Origin of the sequence: Paracoccus jeotgali (assembly GCF_002865605.1) — a bacterium.
Taxonomy (GTDB): domain Bacteria; phylum Pseudomonadota; class Alphaproteobacteria; order Rhodobacterales; family Rhodobacteraceae; genus Paracoccus; species Paracoccus jeotgali.
This window is the reverse complement of record NZ_CP025583.1, coordinates 259,820-277,895: the sequence shown is the minus strand read 5'-3', so window position 1 is coordinate 277,895 and position 18,076 is coordinate 259,820. Positions and strand designations below refer to the sequence as shown.

Below are 18,076 nucleotides of genomic sequence, written 5' to 3'. Positions count from 1 at the left end.
TGCGGCCCAACCCGCAGCCGCAGGCGCGGTTCCGGGCCTTGCGTCACATCATCGGCTTGCCGCCCGTCACGGCGATCGTCGCGCCCGAGACATAGCTCGACATCGGCTCGGCCAACATGACATAGGCCGAGGCCAGTTCCACCGGCTGCGCGGGGCGGCCCATCGGGTAGTTCTGGCCGAATTTCTGCACCGTGTCGGGCGACATGCTGGCCGGGATCAGCGGCGTCCAGACCGGCCCCGGCGCGACCGCGTTCACCCGGATGCCGCGTTCCGCCAGAAACTGCGCCAGACCCATGGTAAAGTTGTGGATCGCGCCCTTGGTGGTGGCATAGGCCAGCAGCGTCGGGTTCGGATCGTCCGAGTTGATCGAGGCGGTGTTGATGATCGCGGACCCTTCCTGCATATGCGGCAGCGCCGCCTTGACCATGTAGAACATCGAATGGATGTTCGTGGCAAATGTGTATTCCCATTCCTCGTCGCTGATCTGTTCCAGATCGTCGAAGGTCTGCTGATGGGCGGCGTTGTTGACCAGAATGTCGATCTGCCCGAACTCGTCGGCCACCTTCTTGACCGCGTCGCGGCATTCTTGCGCCTTGGACAGGTCGGCGGCGATGGTCACGCAGTTGCGCCCCGCCTCTTTGACCAGCTTGGCGGTCGAGCGGGCGTCGTCGGTCTCCTCCAGATAGATCAGCGCCACATCCGCGCCCTCTCGGGCATAGGCGATGGCCACGGCCCGACCGATCCCGCTGTCGCCGCCGGTGATGATGGCCTTCTTCCCCTCCAGCCGGTTGGCGCCGCGCCAGCTGTCCTCGCCGTGGTCGGGAACCGGGTCCATGTCCTGAAAACTGCCGGGCAGTTCCTGCTGCTGCTTGGGGAAGGGCGGCTTGGGATAGTCGGGCATGAAAACCTCCGTAACGCTGCATCCGCCCGCCGGAACGGCAGGCGCTTGTGACCGGGAAACCGGCGACGGGCCGCAGGGTTCCAGAAAGGGGCCGACAAAGCGGGCTTACGCGGCGCCGGACAGACCCAGCGTTCTGGAACCAAGCAGCCCCGGCAGAGGTTCTATTTATGCCTTGGTCGTTCAGACCCACGGCTTCCCCTTGGCGATTGGCCGCAACACCTTTGTCAGAGAGGGTTTTCGAACATGGATTTTCCGCATCCGGTGGACGGCAACGAGACCGCCGCAGGCCCGCCCGCCTGGCTGGTCCCGGCGCTGTGGGTGCTGCTGCTGGCGCTGCTGGTGGCCGTCGTCGGGCTGCCGGTGCTGGCGGTGGTTCTGGCCGTTGCGGTGCTGACCGTGCAGCTTGCCATGGCGGCGATGCCCGCCATCGGCTTGCGCCTGCGCGAGGCCGCGGCCGCCAGCGCCCCCTGCCCCGGCCGCAAGGTGTTTCTGTCGGTCCATGTGCCCACCCATAACGAGCCGCCCGAAATGGTGATCGCGACGCTTCAGGCCCTCGCCCGCCAGAAATCCGCGCCCCCGCATGAGATCATCGTCCTGGACAACAACACCGCCGACCCGCAGGTCTGGCAGCCGCTGCGCGACTGGTGTCAGCGGCACGGCGCGCCCTTCCGCTTTTTCCATGCCGAGAATGTGCGCGGGGCCAAGGCCGGGGCGCTGAACATCGCGTTGGCCAAGGCCGATCCGCGCAGCACCCATGTCGTCGTGGTCGATGCCGATTACCGCGTCACACCCGATTTCCTGCGCACCGTCGATACCGCGCTGCGCGTCTGCGATGCCGATTTCCTGCAATTCCCGCAAGCCTTCGCCGCCGTCGATCCGGTCGATCTCGGTCTGGCCAAGGAACTGGTCGATTACTTCCGCCGCCATGCAAGGCTGGCCGATGGCGGCGGCACGATGCTGCTGACCGGCACGCTCAGCGTGATCTCGGTCCCCGCCCTGCGCGCCGTGAACGGGTGGAGCGCGCAGACCGCGACCGAGGACGCCGAGATGGGCGTCCGCCTGCTGCGCGCCGGGTTTCGCGGGCGCTATGTCGACCGGATCGTCGGGCGCGGGCTGATGGCGTTCGACCTGACCTCGCTGAAAAAGCAGCGCTCGCGCTGGACCAAGGGCAATGTCCGCATGCTGATCCTGACCCTGCAAAGCGAGCTGCGCCAGCGCCGGCTGGACAATCGCCAGCTGTTCCTGATCGCCATGCAGCTGACCGCCTGGGCGAACCTGATGCTGCCCGCCTTGCTGCTGGCCGCCCTTGCGCCGCTGATCTGGGTCTGGGGGGCGGAACGCGCCGCGATCTGGGTGCTGGCGCTGTCCATGGCGACCATCGTGGTGGCCATGCTGACCGATCTGGCGCCGATGCTGGCCCGCGCCCGCCGCCAGCGCTGGCATCCGCTGACCACGCGGACGGCCCTCGCCACGCGGCTGTCGCTGCAACCGACCACCGCCTGGTCGACCATCGACGCGCTGCTGCACCGCAGCCAGAGCTTTGCCAAGACCCCCAAGACAATCGCGGCGGGTAACGGCGTCGCCGGACGCTCGACCCTGATGCTGCTGCTGCTAGCGGTGGCGACGGCCGCGCTGCTGGTGCTGATGGGCGGCGGTGCCATGACGCTGGGGCTGTCGCTGCTGCTGGCGCTGATGCTGGGCTGGTGCCTCGTGCAGGATGTCAGCCACCGCGCCCTGCAACGCTATGCCAGATCCATCACCCAAGAGGTTCGCCCATGACCCTGCCCGTCGCTGTCGTCATTCCCAGCTATAACCGGCAGCATCTGTTGCCGCAGGCGATCCGGGCGGCGCTGAGCCAGAGCCATATCGACAAGGTGGTGATCGTCGTCGATGACGGCTCGCAGGACGACACCCACGCGGCGGTGGCCCAGTTTCGCGACGACCCGCGCTTTTGTCTGGTCCGGCTGGCGCGGAACATGGGCACGGCGCGCGCCAAGAATGTCGGCATCATGCTGGCGGGGCAGCGCGCGGTGACCTTTCACGACTCCGACGATTTGCCGCATCGCGACAAGGTGCTGCGGCAGGCCCGGGTCATGGCGCAGCCGAATATCGGCGCCGATCCCTGCCTGAACTGGCCGCTGGCCCATCACCAGCCCGGCGACCGGCTGCAGATCGGGCTGGTGCTGACGCATCACGAATTGCTGATGCCCGACGGGCGGCGGTTCGAGATCCGTCGCGACCTGTCGCTGGTCGATGACGTCTTCCCGAACCTGCAGATGGGCAGCACGGTGCCGGGCGAGTGGACGCATGTGAACTCGGGCCTGTTTCACCCGCAACTGTTCCAGCGGCTCGGCGGTTTTTCCGACTGCATCGAAGAGGATCGCGAGCTGCGCAACCGCATCATCCTGTCGGGCGAGGTGGTCTGGACCATCCCCGACCTTCTGCTGACCAAGATCGAGACCGAGGGCGCGCTGACCCAGGACAGCAGCACCGATTACCAAAGCGAGCGCCGCAAGCAGGACCGCCAGCGCGTCTGGCAGCAGGTCGAGGACTGGTTGCAGACCCGGCAGGTCCAGCCCTGCCCCGTCGACCTGCCCGAGGGCGCAATTGCCGAGATCACCAATCCGGCCTGCCTCGCCCTCTCGCCCGCACTTGCCACCGACGCCACCCGCGACGGCATCACGGCGGCCCTACGGTCGTCGCAGGGCCAGCGCCATGGCTGACGGCGTCATGTTCATCGACAGCTTCGCGCCCCGCGCCTATGACAGCCTGTCCGATATGGAAGGCTTGGGCGGCACGGAATCGACGATCATGCACATCGCGCTTGGCCTCGCGCCCGATCTGCGCGTCGCCATTGCCCAGTCGCAGCGCGAGACGGCCGAAACCCGCGACGGCGTCGCGTTCCTGCCCTTTCCCACCGACACCACCGGATTTGACACGCTGATCGTGATCAATTCGTGGAAGCTCGCCGTCAAGCTGCGCAAGGAACGCCCCGACGCGCGGATCGCGGTCTGGCTGCATGTCTTTCCCGGCAAGCATAATCGAGAGCTTGGCAACGCCCTGCATCAGGCCGATGTCACCGTCATTCCCGTCTCGCACAGCCATGGCGACTGGCTGCGCGCCTTCTGCCCCGATCAGGCGCCGCGCATCCACCCCATCTACAACCCGATCCCCGACGATCTGGCCCCGGACGACACACCGCGCGACCCGAACCTGCTGCTGTTCGCCAGCGCGCCGCATAAGGGGCTGGATCAGGTGATCGCGCGGTTCGGCAAGCTGCTCGACCGCTTTCCCGATCTGCGGCTGGAAATCGCGGACCCCGGCTATATGGAATGGCCGGTCCCGCACGAGGTCGAACAGGGGCTGGTCTGGCTGGGCACGCTGCGTCAGGACGAGCTGTTCCGCCATTATCGCCGCGCGTTGTGCCTGTTCATGCCGCAGACGACCTTCGCCGAGACCTTCGGCCTTGTCATTGCCGAGGCGAACGCCGTGGGCTGCCCCGCCCTGCTGCAGACCGGTCTGGGCGCGAATGACGAGGTCGCCTGCCCCGGCTCGGCGCTGATCGACGTCACCGATATCGACGCCATCGCGACGGCGCTAGCGGGCTGGCGCGACAAGCCGCCCGAGTGCGGGGCGAACCCGGCCTTCCGCCTCTCGGCGGTGCTGGACGCGTGGCGGGATTGGCTCCAGCAGCCGGATGCGAGGCGGGGCTAAGGTTTCGGCTTCTTCTCGCCTGCGCGCACCGGAAAGGGCAGGATATTCTGGCGCGGCGGCAGCGGGCAGACGGCGTGTTCGGTAAAGGCGCAGGGCGGGTTGAACGCCTTGTTGAAGTCCAGCACCACCCGGTCGCCCTGCACCTCTCCGATCAGGAACCGCGCGGCGCCATAGGTCTCGGTCCCCGCTGTCGCGTCGCGGATGACGAACATGGGCTTGCCCGATTTCTGATGCGTGGGCAGCAGAGCGACGTCGTTGCCGTCATGGCGGAACATTGCCTGATGGGTGATGCGGACGGTGTCGCTGGCGCCGGTGATCAGCTCGATCGTCAGCTCTTGCGGTGACGGCAGGGGCTGCCACGCGGCCTCGATCCGCCATGCCGGGTCGATGGGATAGCTGTCGATGCCGGGGAAATTCTGCCGCGAAGGCGCGTCTATATCGCGGACCCGCAGGGCAAAGACGCCCTCGACCTGCGTCGCCTCCAGCAGCAGCCCGCCGGCGATCAGCCGGGGCGGGTTGTCGGGGACCGGCTGAAAGACCTGCGGCCCGTCGCCGCGATCCAACGTGGCGCGGCCATCCGCCGTCAGGTCCAGCACGCCCAGATGCGCCGGCCCGGCAGAGATGACGACATCGTTGCCCCCGTCCCGCCCAACGCGCATCCGGCCCGGCGCGATCTCGACCCGGTCGGTCAGGTTCAGCCAGCCATCTTCGGCGGTCAGCGCGGCCAGACGCTCGGCCCGCCAGTCTTCGATCTCGCGGTGATAGGGGTCGGTCATGTCATGTCCTTTGCGATGGCGGGCAGGCGCGGCAGGCTGGACAGCAGCATCTGCGTATAGGGATGTTCCGGCGCGTCCAGGATGCGCCGCGTCGGCCCCGCCTCGACCACGCGCCCCTGTTGCAGCACCACAAGCTGCGGACAGAGCGCGGCCACGATGGCGATGTCATGCGAGACCAGCACCAGCGTCACCTCTTGCGAGAGATCGGCGAGCAGGTCGATGATGCGGACGCGGGTGGACAGATCCAGCGCGCTGACCGGCTCATCCGCCAGCAGCACGCGGGGGCGGGCGATCAGCGCCCGCGCGATGGCGATGCGCTGCCGCTGACCCCCGGAAAAGGCGCGCGGGCGGCGCTGGACGCTGTCCTGCGGCAGCCCGACCTGCGCCAGCACCCGCGCGATTTCCGCCTGCCGGTCGCCCGGCAGATCCAGCGCGGCATGAGGCTCGGCCAGCGCGCGGCCCACCCGCATCCGTGGGTCCAGCGAGCCGTAGGGGTCCTGAAAGATCGGCTGGGCAAAGCGGCGGTGGGCCTGCATCCGCGCCCGCGAGCGGATGTCCAGCGGCGCACCATCCGCCAGCAGCCGCCCCTGATCCGGCGCGGCCAGCCCCAGCATCAGCCGCAGCAGCGTCGATTTGCCCGACCCGCTTTCGCCCAGAATCCCCAGATTCTGCCCCGCAGCCACCGACAGCGAGATATCGTGCAGCACCCGCGTCTCTCGGTCATAGCCGTAGCTGAGATTTTCCAGCGAAAACAGCGTCATGGTGCGACCTGCGGGGTCGGGGTCGCGCCATCCAGCGCGGCCTGCAAGCGGCGTGCGGCGGCGACCAGCGATTGCGTATAGTCATGGATGGGCGCGGTAAAGACGCGGGTGGCGGGGCCTTCCTCGACCACCACGCCCTGCCGCATGACCAGCACCCGGTCGGCGATGCGCGACACCACCGGCAGGTCATGGCTGATGAACAGCAGCGCCAGCCCCTCGTCCCGCACCAGTTGGTCGAGCAGGGACAGAACCTCGGCTTGGGTCGAGACATCCAGCGCCGTCGTCGGCTCGTCTGCGATCAGCAGGCGCGGCCCACAAGCCAGCGCCATGGCAATCGCCACGCGCTGCCGCTGCCCGCCCGACACCTGATGCGGCCAGGCTTGCAGGATGCGCGCCGGGTCGGGGATCGCCACCCGGTCCAGCCACGCGGTCTGTTCGTCGCGCAGCGCGGCGGCGGACAGGTCGCGCCCCTCGCGCCGGGCGCGGCGGCGGATGGGCGCTGCAAGCTGGTCGCCCAGCCGCATCAGCGGGTCCAGCGCCGCCGTCGGGTCCTGAAACACCACCGCCGCCACCGCACCGCGCAGCGGCACCAGCGCGCGGTCTGGCTGGCCGATCACCTGCTGGCCATCCAGCAGGACAGAGCCTTCGGCCCGCAGCCCCGGCGCCAGCAGCCCGACCGAGGCCATTGCGGTCAGCGATTTCCCCGATCCGCTTTCGCCCACCAGCCCCAGCCTTTCGCCGGGCGCCAGATCGAAGCTGACGCCGTGGACCAGCGGGCGGTTGCCGGCGGCGACGCTTAGGCCCTGGACGCGCAGCAGGCTCATGGCTTGACCTCGACCGGCTCGGGCACCGCATCCGCGTCCAGCAGATCGCGCAGCCCATCGGCGAGGAAGTTGATCCCCAAGACCAGCGAGATCAGCGCCAACCCCGGTGCGATCACCCCCATCGGCGCGCGGAACACGGTCGATTGCGCCTGTTGCAGCAACTGCCCCCAGCTTGCATTCGGGGGCGGCGTGCCAAGGCCCAGATAGGACAGCGACGCCTCGGCAATGACGGCGAGGCCGAATTGCAGGGCGATGACCACCAGCACGGTCGGCAGGATGTTGGGCAGCACATGGCTGAAGGTGATGCGCCCCCAGCCCAGCCCGGAACAGCGCGCGGCGGTGATATAGTCCTGCGCCAGCACGCGCTTGGACAGGATGCGGACCAGCCGCGCGACAATGGCCGACATGGCAAGCCCGATGGCAAGGATCGCGGTGCCCAGGCTCGCGCCCTCGCTGGCGGCGACGACCAGCATCGCCAGCAGCAGGGTCGGAAAGGCGATGAGGATATCGAGGCTGGCGGCAATGGCGTCATCCGCGCCGCGCCGGGCAAAGGCCGCCAGCAGCCCCAGCGTGGTGCCGATGATCCCGCCCAGCAGGGCGGCGCCGATGCCCACGCTCATCGCGATGCGCGCGCCGATCATCACCTGCGTCAGGTAATCGCGCCCCAGCCGGTCGGTGCCGGCGGGATGCGCCCATGACGGCGGCGCCAGCCGCCCGCCCGCCATCGCGGTCGGGTCATGCGGCAGCCAGACCAGCGTCAGCAGCGCCACGCCCGCATTCAGCCCGACCAGCACCGCGCCGATCCACAGGTTGCGCCGGCTGCTCATCTTGCCCGCCCCGCCGGGTCACGCAGGCGCGGGTCGATCAGCCGCTGCGCGATATCGGCGGCGAAGCCGATCAGCAGCACCAGCAGCGTGCTGACCAGCAACACGCCCTGCACGCTCGGATAGTCGCGCTGCTGGATTCCCAGCAGCAGCATCGAACCCAGCCCCGGCAGCGCGAACACCCGTTCCACCACCACCGCGCCCAGCAGGGTCGAGGCCAGCTCGATCCCCAGAACCGAGATCACCGGCACCGCCCCGTTGCGGATGCCGTGGCGGATCAGCGCGCCGGCGCGGGTCTCGCCCAGCGCGCGCGCGTTACGCAGATAATCCGCGCCCAGCACGTCCAGCGTGGCCGAACGGACATAGCGCATCAGCGAGGCGCCCATGACGATCGCGATCGTCACGACCGGCAGCACCAGCGCCCGGATCGCCGCGACCGGGTCGGCCCAGCCCGAAATCGGAAAGCCCGAGGCCGGCAGCAGCCGCCATTCGACCGCGACCAGCCAGACCAGCAGGATGCCGACCCAGAACACCGGCACCGCCAGCCCCAGCTGCGACAGCCCCGAAATCGCCGCGCCATACCAGCGGTCGGCGCGCACGGCGGCAATGATGCCCAGCGGCAGCGCCAGCGCCAGCGCCAGCAGAAAGCTGAGCAGCGTCAGCGGCAGGGTGATGGTGAGCCGGGTCAGGATCTCGGGCAGCACCGACTGGTTCGACACGAAGGAGCGGCCCAGATCGAACCGCGCCAGATCGGATAGAAAGTGCAGCAATTGCACCGGCACCGGCTGGTCCGAGCCGACCTGCTTGCGCGCCGCCGCGATCTGCGCCTCGTCCGCGCCCACGCCCAGCAGCGCCGCCGCCGGATCGCCGGGAAGAAGACGCAGCAGCACGAACAGAACCAGCCCCGCCGCGATCAGCGACAGGGCCAGCACCAAAGTCCGACGCAGTAGATAGCGGGTCATGCGGCAGGCGTTTCCTTGCGCGGGGTCAGTTCGTCTTCTGGATGTCGCGCAGGAAGAATTGCGAGTTCAGCCCGTTCACCGGATAGCCGGTCACATCCGCATCCGCGATGACGATCTGCGGGAACAGGAACAGCCAGTTCGAGGCCGCGTCCTCGGCAATGATGCGGTTCGCCTCGCGCAGCTTTTCGGTCTGCGCCGCCTCGGTCTCGGCCTGCTCGGCCTCTTCGATCAGGCGCGTCACCTCGGGGTTGTCATAGCCCCAGTAGAAATCCGGGTTGCCATAGAACACGATGTCGCGGTGGTTCACATGCTCTTGCAGCGTCGCCTGGAAATCATGCGCCTGATAGATCTTTGTATACCACTCGTTCGAGGTGATGATGTTGATGTTGACCGTCACCCCGATCCGCGCCAACTCGGCCTTGATGAATTCGGCCGTGATCGGGTGCGGGTCGTAATTCGGGGTGTCGAGGGTGAATGTGAACCCGTCGCCCAGCCCGGCCTCGGCCAGCAGCGCCTTGGCGCTTTCGGGGTCATAGGGGTCGACGCCGGTCAGATCCTCGTACCAGGGATCGGTCGGCGGCACGAAGCTGCCCAGCACCATGCCGCGGTCGCCCCAGATCGCCTGCAACAGCTTTTGCTTGTCGATGGCGCGGGCCAGCGCCTTGCGGACCTTGACGTTGTCAAAGGGCGCGACCCGGTCGTTATAGGCCATGATCTCCTTGACCGTCGATTTGCCCTCGGAAATCGTATAGCGGTCGGTGTCCTCGAACTGGGCCAGCGCATCCGGGCTTTGGATCGAGGTGACAATGTCCAGCGCGTCGGTCAGCAGCGCGTTGTCCAGCGCCGCGGCCTCGGTGAAATAGGTAAAGACCGCGCCGCCATTCTTGGGCGCCTCGCCCCAGTAATCGTCGAAGGCCTTCAGCGAGATGGCCGAGCCGCGCTTCCAGTTGTCCAGCACATAGGGTCCGGTTCCGTCCTCGCTGGCCGAGATATCCTGCGCGGCGTCGTTCACGATCCAGACATAGCTGAGGTTATAGGGCAGCGAGATCGACCGCGACGACAGCGTGACGACCACGGTGCGGTCGTCGGGCGCCTCGACCCCGGTGATGGTGGCCAGGCTGTGCTTGCGCGAGGATTTCGAATCCTCGGCCGTCACCCGCTCGATCGAGTGCTTCACATCCGCCGCCGTCAGCGGATCGCCGGAATGGAAGGTCACGCCCTCGCGCAGGGTAAAGGTGTGGGTCAGCCCGTCCTCGGACACGGTGTGATCGGCCGCCAGCACCGGCTCGACCGAGCCGTCATCGTTCAGCCGGAACAGCGCCTCATAGACGTTGTCGTTGAACGCCTCGTTGATGCCCTGCCCCGCGCCCGCGGTGTTGTCGAGGTTCTGCGGCTCGTACAGCGAACCGATGCGGATGATCGCCGAGGGATCGGCCTGCGCCAGCGCCGGAACCGCCGCCGCAAGCGACATCAGCGAGGCGCCCACAGCCAGGGCGAGCTTGGGAAGGATATGCATGGGGCAGCCTCATATTGGGGACATTTCGGCGGCAGGGTAACGAAACCCCCGCCGCCCGGCCATAGCAACCGGCGCGTTTCGATGGACAACCCGTCTAAAAGCCAAAGGTTTCCGCAATCAGCGCTCTGACGAAAAATGCGTCTTGAGATAGCTCAGGATCTGGTCGCGGGTTTCGTCATCGGGCGGGATCATGCCCTGTTCCTCGATCATCCAGTGCCACAGATCGTCCCAGCGGGCGTCGGTGACATGCTGCTGCTTGATGATCTCGGTCGAGTGGCAGGCGACGCATTGATAGAACGTCTCCTCTGCCCCCGGCGCGTCCGGCAGCCCGCCCAGTTCCGGGTCAGGCGCCGGCCCTTCGGTCGTGGCGCCGGAACGAGAGCGCAGCGCCGACATCGGGTCCAGATGACGCGAGGTGGTGGTCTTGTGATCCGCCAGCGCCTGCATCGGGTCGATCTCGGCCCAGGCCCCCGCCGCCGGCAGCGACAGCAGCAGGGACAGCGCCATCAGCGGACCAAGCGGGGCGCGGATCGCGGCCCGGAACGCGCCGGTCATGTCGCGACCAGTGCGATGCGGTGTTGCAGGTTGTTGGCGTAGCCGCGCGGGTTCCAGCCCGGCGAGACCGGCGGCTGGGTGACGCCGTTGGCATCCGTCGCCCGCGCCCAGACCTCGTAATAGCCGGCCTGCGGGAAATCGACCTTGGCGCGAAAGCGCTGCCAGGCATAGCGGTTCGGCGGCGGGTCCAGCTCGGCCTCGTGCCAGGTCACGCCGAAATCGGTCGAGACATGGACCGCGCTGATATCGCCGCTGCCGGCCCAGGCATGGCCGCGCACCTCGGCTGGCTGGTCGTGGGGCACCTCGGTCCCGGTGCGGGGGAAGGTGATCAGCGACTTGACCGGCATCTGTTCCAGAATGACCATGTCCTCTTCCGGCACCTCGGTCCCCGGCGCGACCGGATAGGCGGGCAGGCGATAGGAATAGCCGGTCATCTTCGGGCCGTCATGGACCTGATCGCGAATCCAGATCCGGGTCAGGAACTTGTGCGAGACCGAGCCGGGATAGCCCGGGATGACCAGCCGCAGCGGAAAGCCGTGCAGCGCCGGGATCGGCTCGCCATTCATCGCCCAGGCGATGATCGCGTCAGGTTCCTGCGCCTTTTCGATCGGCACCCCGCGCGAGATCGGCAGCTTGTCCTCGCCCGACAGGTGAACATCATTGCCGTAATGCGCGGTATAAACGGCGCTTTCCTTGACCCCGGCCGCCTTCAGCACGTCGGTCAGGCGCACGCCCGTCCATTGCGGACAGCCGACCGCGCCCGTCGACCACTGGTTGCCCGAGGTGCCGGGGTTGTAAAAGGCGCGCCCGTTGCCGCCGCATTCCACGACAAGCTGCACGGTCACATTCTCGAATTTCGATTTCAGCTCGTCGAGCGTCAGTTCCAGCGGGGTATCGACCTCGCCATCGACGGTCAGCGTCCAGCCCGATGCGTCGGCATCCAGCGCGCTCTGCGGCACCAGCCCGTTCAGGCGCACGAACATATGCTCGACCGGGGTGATGTCGTCATCCAGCAGATGCGCCGGCGTCTCCGCGTTCAGGGGCCGGTCGCTCAGCACGACGAGGCCGGATTTCTCGGACATCAGTTCCTGCCCGCTGTCCTGCGCGAAGGCGAGCGGGATGATCCCGGCGCCCAGATTGCGCTCGAACGGGATGGTCATCCCCAGCGCCGCCCCCACGGCCGAGGCCCCCGTCGCCCGCAGAAAACTGCGCCGCGCACCCGAGACGGGGGCATCGGCTTCGGGTTCCTTGGGTGTCGGGGTGTCAGGATCGGTGATGTGGTCGGACATGGCGATCTCCCTTGCGTGGCACGGAAACGGCGCGACGGGCATGGCAATGCGGTAAATCCGCGCAGTCGATTTCTGGCTCATGGTGACAGCCGCGAACCGAACGATCAAGGGGCTGGCAGGGAAGATATTTCCGCCGACGCCCCTTGCGGGGTCGAATCTTGCGCCGGATCGGGGTTTGCGGGCGGAAACGCAGCACGTTATTCCCCATGGGCCATATCGAAACGGGTCACGGCGCAGGCCCCCGCCCCGCCGCTGATGCCCCGGTTTTTCGCGCATCTGGCCGCTTGCCCCCGCGCCTCAAGCTGCTAGATTCCGCGCCTCTGGGCCGGCTGGCCCGACAGGCGCGGGCGTGGCGGAATGGTAGACGCATGAGACTTAAAATCTCTGGGCCGCAAGGCCGTGCGGGTTCGAGTCCCGCCGCCCGTACCATCCCCTGCACAGGCCCCGCATGACCGACCTTTCCGACCCATTACAGGCCACGCCCACCGACATGGCCGGGGTACCCGTCCTGTTCGTCATGGCGGCCGAGGCGGAGTACGGCCCGGAACTGCGCCGCCGTTTCGCGCCGCTGATGACCGGCGTCGGCCCGGTCGAGGCCGCGCTGTCGATGGGCATGGCGCTGAACATGCTGCAGGCGCAAGCGCGGTTGCCGCGGCTGGTGGTGTCGCTGGGGTCCGCCGGGTCGGCGCGGCTGGAACAGGGGGCGGTCTATCAGGCCACGGCGGTCGCGTGGCGGGACATGGATGCCTCGGCCCTGGGGTTCGAGCGGGGGGTGACGCCGTTTCTGGACCTGCCGGCGCAGATCGCGCTGCCGCTGGTGATCCCCGGCATCCCGCAGGCGACGCTGTCCACGGGTGCGAATATCGTCTCGGGGCGGGGTTATGAGGCCATCGCGCAAGACATGGTGGATATGGAAAGCTTCGCCGTCCTGCGCGCCTGCCAGTGGTTCGGCCTGCCGCTGATCGCGCTGCGCGGGATCAGCGACGGCGCGGCAGATCTGGCGCATCTGGGCGACTGGACGCGGCTGCTGGGGGCGATCGACGCGCGGCTGGCGGCGGCGGTGGACGCCTTGCGCGACGCTTTGTCATCCGGGAAAATCCGGCTTTAACGGTTGCCGCCCCGGTCGGGGGTGCCTAATGCTGCGGCCCGTAGACCGGATCAAGAGGCAAAGGCAGTCATGGCACGCGTTCCCCAATCAAGCCCCGACCGTCCCGCCAGCCGCCGCGTTGGGGCGCTGTCCGCGCTGTGGCCCTTTGTGCAGCCCTATCGCCTGCTGGCGGTGGCGGCGCTGCTGGCGCTGGCGCTGACGGCGACGATCAGCCTGATCCTGCCGCTTGCGGTGCGCCGCGTCGTCGACGGCTTTGGCGAGCGCGCGGCGCTGCTGGACGAATATTTCGGCGCGGCCATGATCATCGTCGTGGCCTTGGCCGTGGGCACCGGGCTGCGCTATTATCTGGTGACGCGGCTGGGCGAGCGTGTCGTGGCCGACATCCGCAAGGCGGTGTTCAACCGCGTCATCGGCCTGTCGCCCGAATTCTATGAACGCGTGATGACGGGCGAGATCCTTAGCCGCATCACCACCGATACCACGGTGATCCAGTCGGTCATCGGCTCGTCGGTCTCGGTCGCGCTGCGCAACATGCTGCTGATGGTCGGCGGGCTGGGGATGCTGCTGCTGACCTCGGCCAAGCTGACCGGGCTGGTGCTACTGCTGGTGCCGCTGATCCTGGTCCCGATCATCGGGCTGGGGCGGCGCCTGCGGGTGCTGTCGCGCGAAAACCAGGACTGGATCGCGGCCTCGTCCGGGGCCGCGTCCGAGGCGCTGCAGGCCGCGCAGACGGTGCAGGCCTTCACGCATGAGGCCCCGACCCGGGCCGAGTTCGGCCGCGTCACCGAGGAAAGCTTCATCTCTGCCCGCAAGCGCATCGCGACGCGGGCGATCCTGACCGTCATCGTCATCTTCCTGATCTTTTCCGGCGTGATCGGCGTGCTGTGGATCGGGGCGCGCGATGTGCAGACCGGGACCATGACCATTGGTGAGCTGGTGCAGTTCGTCATCTATGCGGTGCTGGTCGCGGGTGCGGTGGGCGCGCTGTCCGAGATCTGGGGCGAGTTGCAGCGTGCCGCCGGCGCGACCGAGCGGCTGGCCGAACTGCTGGCCGCCGGCGACAGCATCACCGACCCCGCCGATCCGGTGCCGGTGCCGGTCCCGGTTCAGGGCGCCATCGACCTGCAGAACGTCACCTTTTCCTATCCCTCGCGGCCTGATCAGTCGGCGCTGCGCGACGTCGATCTGACCATTCGCCCCGGCGAGACTGTGGCGCTGGTCGGCCCGTCGGGCGCGGGCAAGACGACGGTGATCCAGATGATCCTGCGCTTCTGGGACCCGGCGCAGGGCCGGGTGACGCTGGACGGGGTCGATCTGCGCGACATGACGCGGTCGGAATTCCGCGGCCAGATCGCGCTGGTCCCGCAGGACCCGGTGATCTTCGGCACCACCGCGCGCGAGAACATCCGCTTTGGCCGCCCCGGCGCCAGCGATGCAGAGGTGGAAGAGGCCGCCCGTGCCGCCCATGCCCATGACTTCCTGACCGCGCTGCCGCAGGGCTATGACAGCCAGGTGGGCGAGCGCGGCGTCATGCTGTCGGGCGGGCAGAAGCAGCGCATCGCCTTTGCCCGCGCCATCCTGCGCGACGCGCCGGTGCTGCTGCTGGACGAGGCGACCTCGGCGCTGGATGCCGAATCGGAATTCGCGGTGCAGCAGGCGGTCGACCGGCTGGCGCGCGGCCGCACGACGATCATCGTCGCGCACCGGCTGGCGACGGTGAAAAAGGCCGACCGCATCGTGGTGTTCGAGGACGGGCGCATCGTCGCGCAAGGCACCCATGAAGAGCTGGTGGCCGAGGGCGGACTGTATGCAAGGCTGGCCCGGTTGCAGTTCACCGACGGCAATCTGGACGGGGTCGAGATGCAGGCAGCCCCGCTCGCCGCCGGCGGAACGGGTTGAAAGGCGGATCAATTCCGTCTTGCCAGCGGCGCGGCTTTGCGCTAGGCGCGTCAGTGGGACACTCCTCCCCAACGAGGAGCTTTTGCCTGAAAGGGTAACACATGGCGAATACGCAACCGGCCGCGCGGCCGGCCAATCCGCGCTTTTCCTCTGGCCCCTGTGCCAAGATCCCCGGATATGATCTGAACATGCTGGCGGACGCCCCCCTGGGCCGTTCGCATCGCGCCGCTGTCGGCAAGGCGAAGCTCGCCCGTGCCATAGACCAGACGCGCGAGATCCTGGGCGTTCCCGACGATTACCGCATTGGCATCGTGCCGGCCTCGGACACCGGTGCCGTCGAGATGGCGATGTGGTCGCTGCTGGGCGCGCGCCCGGTCGAGATGCTGGCCTGGGAAAGCTTTGGCGCGGGCTGGGTCACGGATGTGGTCAAGCAACTGAAACTGGATGCCAAGGTGCAGACCGCCGATTACGGGCAGATCGTCGATCTGGCCTCGGTCGATTTTGACCGCGACGTGGTGTTCACTTGGAACGGCACGACCTCGGGCGTGCGGGTGCCGAATGGCGACGCCATCCCCGCCGACCGCGCCGGGCTGACCATCTGCGACGCGACCAGCGCGGCATTCGCGATGGACCTGCCCTGGGACAAGCTGGATGTGGTCACCTTCAGCTGGCAGAAGGTGCTGGGTGGCGAAGGCGGACATGGTGTCCTGATCCTGTCGCCCCGCGCGGTCGAGCGGCTGGAAAGCTATACCCCCGCCTGGCCGCTGCCGAAGATCTTTCGGATGACCAAGGGCGGCAAGCTGATCGAGGGCATCTTCCGCGGCGAGACGATCAACACGCCATCCATGCTGTGCGTCGAGGATTACCTGGTGGCGCTGGACTGGGCGGAATCGGTGGGCGGGCTGCAAGGGCTGATCGGACGGGCCAGCGCCAATGCGCAGGCGGTCTGGGATTTCTGCGCCACCCGCGACTGGATCGAGAACCTGGCCCAAGACCCGGCCACGGCATCGACCACCAGCGTCTGCCTGAAATTCACCGATCCGCGGATCGAGGACGGCGCGGCCTTTGCCAAGGCGGTGGCCAAGCGGCTGGAGACCGAAGGCGCGGGGCTGGATATCGGCGCCTATCGCGATGCGCCTGCCGGGCTGCGGATCTGGTGCGGCTCGACGGTGGAACTGGCCGATGTTCAGGCCCTGCTGCCCTGGATTGAATGGGCGTTCCACGCCGAACTGGCCGCGCAAACCCGGTCCTGACACGCCCGGGGGCGTTGCCCCCGGACCCCCAGAGTATTTTCCCAAAGAAGAAGCGCCGAGGCGCTTGCGAGGAGCATCACATGCCCAAGGTTCTTGTGTCCGACAAGCTGTCGGAAACCGCCGTCCAGATCTTTCGCGACCGCGGGGTCGAGGTCGATTACCTGCCCGATCTGGGCAAGGACAAGGAAAAGCTGGCCGAGATCATCGGACAATATGACGGGTTGGCGATCCGCTCGGCCACCAAGGTGACGGAGAAGCTGCTGCAGGCGGCCAGCAATCTGAAGGTCATCGGGCGGGCCGGGATCGGGGTCGACAATGTCGATATTCCGGCCGCGTCGAAGAAAGGCGTGATCGTGATGAACACGCCCTTCGGCAACAGCGTCACCACCGCCGAGCACGCCATCGCGCTGATGTTCGCGGTGGCGCGGCAACTGCCCGAGGCCTCGGTCAGCACCCATGCCGGGAAGTGGGAGAAGAACCGCTTCATGGGGGTCGAGCTGTTCAACAAGACGCTGGGGCTGATCGGCGCGGGCAATATCGGCTCGATCGTCGCCGACCGCGCCCTGGGGCTGAAGATGAAGGTGGTGGCCTATGACCCCTTCCTGTCGGAAGAGCGCGCGGCCCAGATGGGCGTGACTAAGGTCGAGCTGGACGAGTTGCTGGCCAAGGCCGATTTCATCACCCTGCATGTGCCGCTGACCGACAAGACCCGCAACATCCTGTCGCGCGAGAACATCGCCAAGCTGAAGAAGGGTGTGCGGATCATCAACGCCGCCCGTGGCGGTCTGATCGACGAGGAAGCGCTGGCGGATGCGTTGGAGACGGGGCACGTCGCCGGAGCGGCGCTGGACGTGTTTGCGGTCGAGCCGGCGACCGAAAGCCGGCTGTTCAACTTGCCCAACGTGGTGGTGACGCCGCATCTGGGGGCCTCGACCAGCGAGGCGCAGGAAAACGTCGCCATTCAGGTGGCCGAGCAGATGTCGGATTACCTGCTGACCGGCGCGGTCGCCAATGCGCTGAACATGCCCTCGGTCACCGCCGAGGAGGCCAAGGTGATGGGTCCGTGGATCAAGCTGGCCGGGCATCTGGGCAGCTTCATCGGGCAGATGACCGACGCGCCGATCAAGTCGATCAACGTGCTGTATGATGGCAGCGTGGCCGAGATGAATGTGAGCGCGCTGAATGCCTCGGTCATTGCCGGGGTGATGAAGGCGGCGAACCCGGATGTGAACATGGTCTCGGCCCCGACCATCGCCAAGGAGCGCGGGATTCAGCTGGCGACCACGCGGCAAGAGGCCAGCGGCACCTATGACGGCTATATTAAGGTGACGGTGGTGACCGAGGACCGCGAGCGGTCGATCGCGGGCACCGTGTTCAGCGACGGCAAGCCGCGTTTTATCCAGATCCGCGGGATCAATGTCGATGCCGAGATCGGCGAGTTCATGTTGTACACCCGCAACAAGGACGTGCCGGGCGTCATTGGCGCGCTGGGGACGACGCTGGGCGACATGGGCGTGAACATCGCGAACTTCCAGCTGGGGCGGACCAGTTCGGGCGAGGATGCCATCGCGATCCTGTATCTGGACGAGGCCCTGCCCGAGCCGGTGTTGGAGGCGCTGCACAAGACCGGCAAGTTCCTGCAGGCCCGCGCCCTGCATTTCGAGGTCTGATCCAAGGCTCTTGCGACGGGACGG

General features: G+C 67.6%; 16 protein-coding genes and 1 tRNA gene. 8 read left to right on the top strand and 9 right to left on the bottom strand.

Going from position 1 to position 18,076, the window contains the following annotated elements; genetic code table 11:
- Positions 1-43 precede the first annotated feature (43 nt).
- A complete protein-coding gene (locus CYR75_RS01420; RefSeq protein ID WP_101498510.1) occupies positions 44-901 on the bottom strand; it encodes a glucose 1-dehydrogenase in 858 nt (285 codons plus the stop codon).
- A 243-nt stretch (positions 902-1,144) separates the two neighbouring features.
- Here CYR75_RS01420 and CYR75_RS01415 point away from each other — a divergent pair, with 243 nt between their 5' ends.
- From CYR75_RS01415 to CYR75_RS01405, 3 genes are read left to right on the top strand one after another with little or no spacing between them, the layout of a single operon-like run.
- Positions 1,145-2,680 carry a glycosyltransferase family 2 protein gene (locus CYR75_RS01415; protein WP_101498509.1) on the top strand — a complete coding sequence of 512 codons (1,536 nt, stop codon included), beginning with the start codon at positions 1,145-1,147 and terminating at the stop codon, positions 2,678-2,680.
- Complete coding sequence (locus CYR75_RS01410; protein WP_101498508.1) at positions 2,677-3,624, top strand: glycosyltransferase family 2 protein; 948 nt, start codon at positions 2,677-2,679, stop codon at positions 3,622-3,624. The genes CYR75_RS01415 and CYR75_RS01410 overlap by 4 nt, the downstream gene beginning before the upstream one ends.
- Entirely contained in the window at positions 3,617-4,615 is a 999-nt protein-coding gene (locus CYR75_RS01405) for a glycosyltransferase family 4 protein (RefSeq protein ID WP_101498507.1), read from the top strand. The genes CYR75_RS01410 and CYR75_RS01405 overlap by 8 nt, the downstream gene beginning before the upstream one ends.
- Here the strand turns inward: CYR75_RS01405 and CYR75_RS01400 are convergent.
- The 8 genes from CYR75_RS01400 to CYR75_RS01365 form a co-directional block, all read right to left on the bottom strand.
- Positions 4,612-5,391 (bottom strand): DUF1684 domain-containing protein, encoded by a 780-nt coding sequence (locus tag CYR75_RS01400; RefSeq protein WP_101498506.1) that lies wholly within the window; start codon positions 5,389-5,391, stop codon positions 4,612-4,614. The genes CYR75_RS01405 and CYR75_RS01400 overlap by 4 nt on opposite strands.
- The gene (locus CYR75_RS01395; protein ID WP_101498505.1) at positions 5,388-6,152 is read right to left on the bottom strand and encodes an ABC transporter ATP-binding protein; all 765 of its coding nucleotides are present in this window, start codon (positions 6,150-6,152) and stop codon (positions 5,388-5,390) included. The genes CYR75_RS01400 and CYR75_RS01395 overlap by 4 nt, the downstream gene beginning before the upstream one ends.
- On the bottom strand, positions 6,149-6,976 hold the full coding sequence (locus CYR75_RS01390; RefSeq protein WP_101498504.1) for an ATP-binding cassette domain-containing protein: 828 nt from the start codon (positions 6,974-6,976) through the stop codon (positions 6,149-6,151). The genes CYR75_RS01395 and CYR75_RS01390 overlap by 4 nt, the downstream gene beginning before the upstream one ends.
- On the bottom strand, positions 6,973-7,803 hold the full coding sequence (locus CYR75_RS01385) for an ABC transporter permease (protein ID WP_101498503.1): 831 nt from the start codon (positions 7,801-7,803) through the stop codon (positions 6,973-6,975). Before CYR75_RS01385 ends, CYR75_RS01390 begins: the two co-directional genes overlap by 4 nt.
- Positions 7,800-8,762 (bottom strand): ABC transporter permease, encoded by a 963-nt coding sequence (locus CYR75_RS01380; RefSeq protein WP_101498502.1) that lies wholly within the window; start codon positions 8,760-8,762, stop codon positions 7,800-7,802. The genes CYR75_RS01385 and CYR75_RS01380 overlap by 4 nt, the downstream gene beginning before the upstream one ends.
- A gap of 25 nt (positions 8,763-8,787) precedes the next feature.
- Positions 8,788-10,278, bottom strand: coding sequence for an ABC transporter substrate-binding protein (locus tag CYR75_RS01375; protein WP_101498501.1), 1,491 nt, complete (start codon positions 10,276-10,278; stop codon positions 8,788-8,790).
- A gap of 117 nt (positions 10,279-10,395) precedes the next feature.
- Positions 10,396-10,833 (bottom strand): cytochrome C-552, encoded by a 438-nt coding sequence (locus tag CYR75_RS16185; RefSeq protein ID WP_192876669.1) that lies wholly within the window; start codon positions 10,831-10,833, stop codon positions 10,396-10,398.
- Positions 10,830-12,122 carry a sulfite oxidase gene (locus tag CYR75_RS01365; protein ID WP_101498500.1) on the bottom strand — a complete coding sequence of 431 codons (1,293 nt, stop codon included), beginning with the start codon at positions 12,120-12,122 and terminating at the stop codon, positions 10,830-10,832. The genes CYR75_RS16185 and CYR75_RS01365 overlap by 4 nt, the downstream gene beginning before the upstream one ends.
- A 343-nt stretch (positions 12,123-12,465) precedes the next feature.
- Between CYR75_RS01365 and CYR75_RS01360 the strand changes: the two genes are divergently transcribed.
- From CYR75_RS01360 to serA, 5 genes are all read left to right on the top strand, one after another.
- Positions 12,466-12,551: transfer RNA gene (locus CYR75_RS01360), tRNA-Leu, on the top strand.
- Positions 12,552-12,570: 19 nt separating this feature from the next.
- On the top strand, positions 12,571-13,230 hold the full coding sequence (locus CYR75_RS01355) for a 5'-methylthioadenosine/S-adenosylhomocysteine nucleosidase (RefSeq protein WP_101498499.1): 660 nt from the start codon (positions 12,571-12,573) through the stop codon (positions 13,228-13,230).
- A gap of 69 nt (positions 13,231-13,299) precedes the next feature.
- Positions 13,300-15,129 carry an ABC transporter transmembrane domain-containing protein gene (locus CYR75_RS01350; RefSeq protein WP_101498498.1) on the top strand — a complete coding sequence of 610 codons (1,830 nt, stop codon included), beginning with the start codon at positions 13,300-13,302 and terminating at the stop codon, positions 15,127-15,129.
- A gap of 101 nt (positions 15,130-15,230) precedes the next feature.
- Entirely contained in the window at positions 15,231-16,382 is a 1,152-nt protein-coding gene (locus tag CYR75_RS01345) for a phosphoserine transaminase (RefSeq protein WP_101498497.1), read from the top strand.
- Between the two features lie 80 nt (positions 16,383-16,462).
- A complete protein-coding gene (serA, locus tag CYR75_RS01340; protein ID WP_101498496.1) occupies positions 16,463-18,052 on the top strand; it encodes a phosphoglycerate dehydrogenase in 1,590 nt (529 codons plus the stop codon).
- Positions 18,053-18,076: the final 24 nt, after the last annotated feature.

What these genes read in the sequence shown, in the direction of transcription:
- CYR75_RS01415 (WP_101498509.1), top strand. Translation starts at nt 1,145, where the DNA reads ATGGATTTTCCGCATCCGGTGGACGGCAACGAGACCGCCGCAGGCCCG.
- CYR75_RS01350 (WP_101498498.1), top strand. Translation starts at nt 13,300, where the DNA reads ATGGCACGCGTTCCCCAATCAAGCCCCGACCGTCCCGCCAGCCGCCGC.
- CYR75_RS01405 (WP_101498507.1), top strand. Translation starts at nt 3,617, where the DNA reads ATGGCTGACGGCGTCATGTTCATCGACAGCTTCGCGCCCCGCGCCTAT.
- CYR75_RS01380 (WP_101498502.1), bottom strand. Translation starts at nt 8,762, where the DNA reads ATGACCCGCTATCTACTGCGTCGGACTTTGGTGCTGGCCCTGTCGCTG.
- CYR75_RS01385 (WP_101498503.1), bottom strand. Translation starts at nt 7,803, where the DNA reads ATGAGCAGCCGGCGCAACCTGTGGATCGGCGCGGTGCTGGTCGGGCTG.
- CYR75_RS01395 (WP_101498505.1), bottom strand. Translation starts at nt 6,152, where the DNA reads ATGACGCTGTTTTCGCTGGAAAATCTCAGCTACGGCTATGACCGAGAG.
- CYR75_RS01420 (WP_101498510.1), bottom strand. Translation starts at nt 901, where the DNA reads ATGCCCGACTATCCCAAGCCGCCCTTCCCCAAGCAGCAGCAGGAACTG.
- serA (WP_101498496.1), top strand. Translation starts at nt 16,463, where the DNA reads ATGCCCAAGGTTCTTGTGTCCGACAAGCTGTCGGAAACCGCCGTCCAG.
- CYR75_RS01355 (WP_101498499.1), top strand. Translation starts at nt 12,571, where the DNA reads ATGACCGACCTTTCCGACCCATTACAGGCCACGCCCACCGACATGGCC.
- CYR75_RS01365 (WP_101498500.1), bottom strand. Translation starts at nt 12,122, where the DNA reads ATGTCCGACCACATCACCGATCCTGACACCCCGACACCCAAGGAACCC.
- CYR75_RS16185 (WP_192876669.1), bottom strand. Translation starts at nt 10,833, where the DNA reads ATGACCGGCGCGTTCCGGGCCGCGATCCGCGCCCCGCTTGGTCCGCTG.
- CYR75_RS01345 (WP_101498497.1), top strand. Translation starts at nt 15,231, where the DNA reads ATGGCGAATACGCAACCGGCCGCGCGGCCGGCCAATCCGCGCTTTTCC.
- CYR75_RS01390 (WP_101498504.1), bottom strand. Translation starts at nt 6,976, where the DNA reads ATGAGCCTGCTGCGCGTCCAGGGCCTAAGCGTCGCCGCCGGCAACCGC.
- CYR75_RS01400 (WP_101498506.1), bottom strand. Translation starts at nt 5,391, where the DNA reads ATGACCGACCCCTATCACCGCGAGATCGAAGACTGGCGGGCCGAGCGT.
- CYR75_RS01375 (WP_101498501.1), bottom strand. Translation starts at nt 10,278, where the DNA reads ATGCATATCCTTCCCAAGCTCGCCCTGGCTGTGGGCGCCTCGCTGATG.
- CYR75_RS01410 (WP_101498508.1), top strand. Translation starts at nt 2,677, where the DNA reads ATGACCCTGCCCGTCGCTGTCGTCATTCCCAGCTATAACCGGCAGCAT.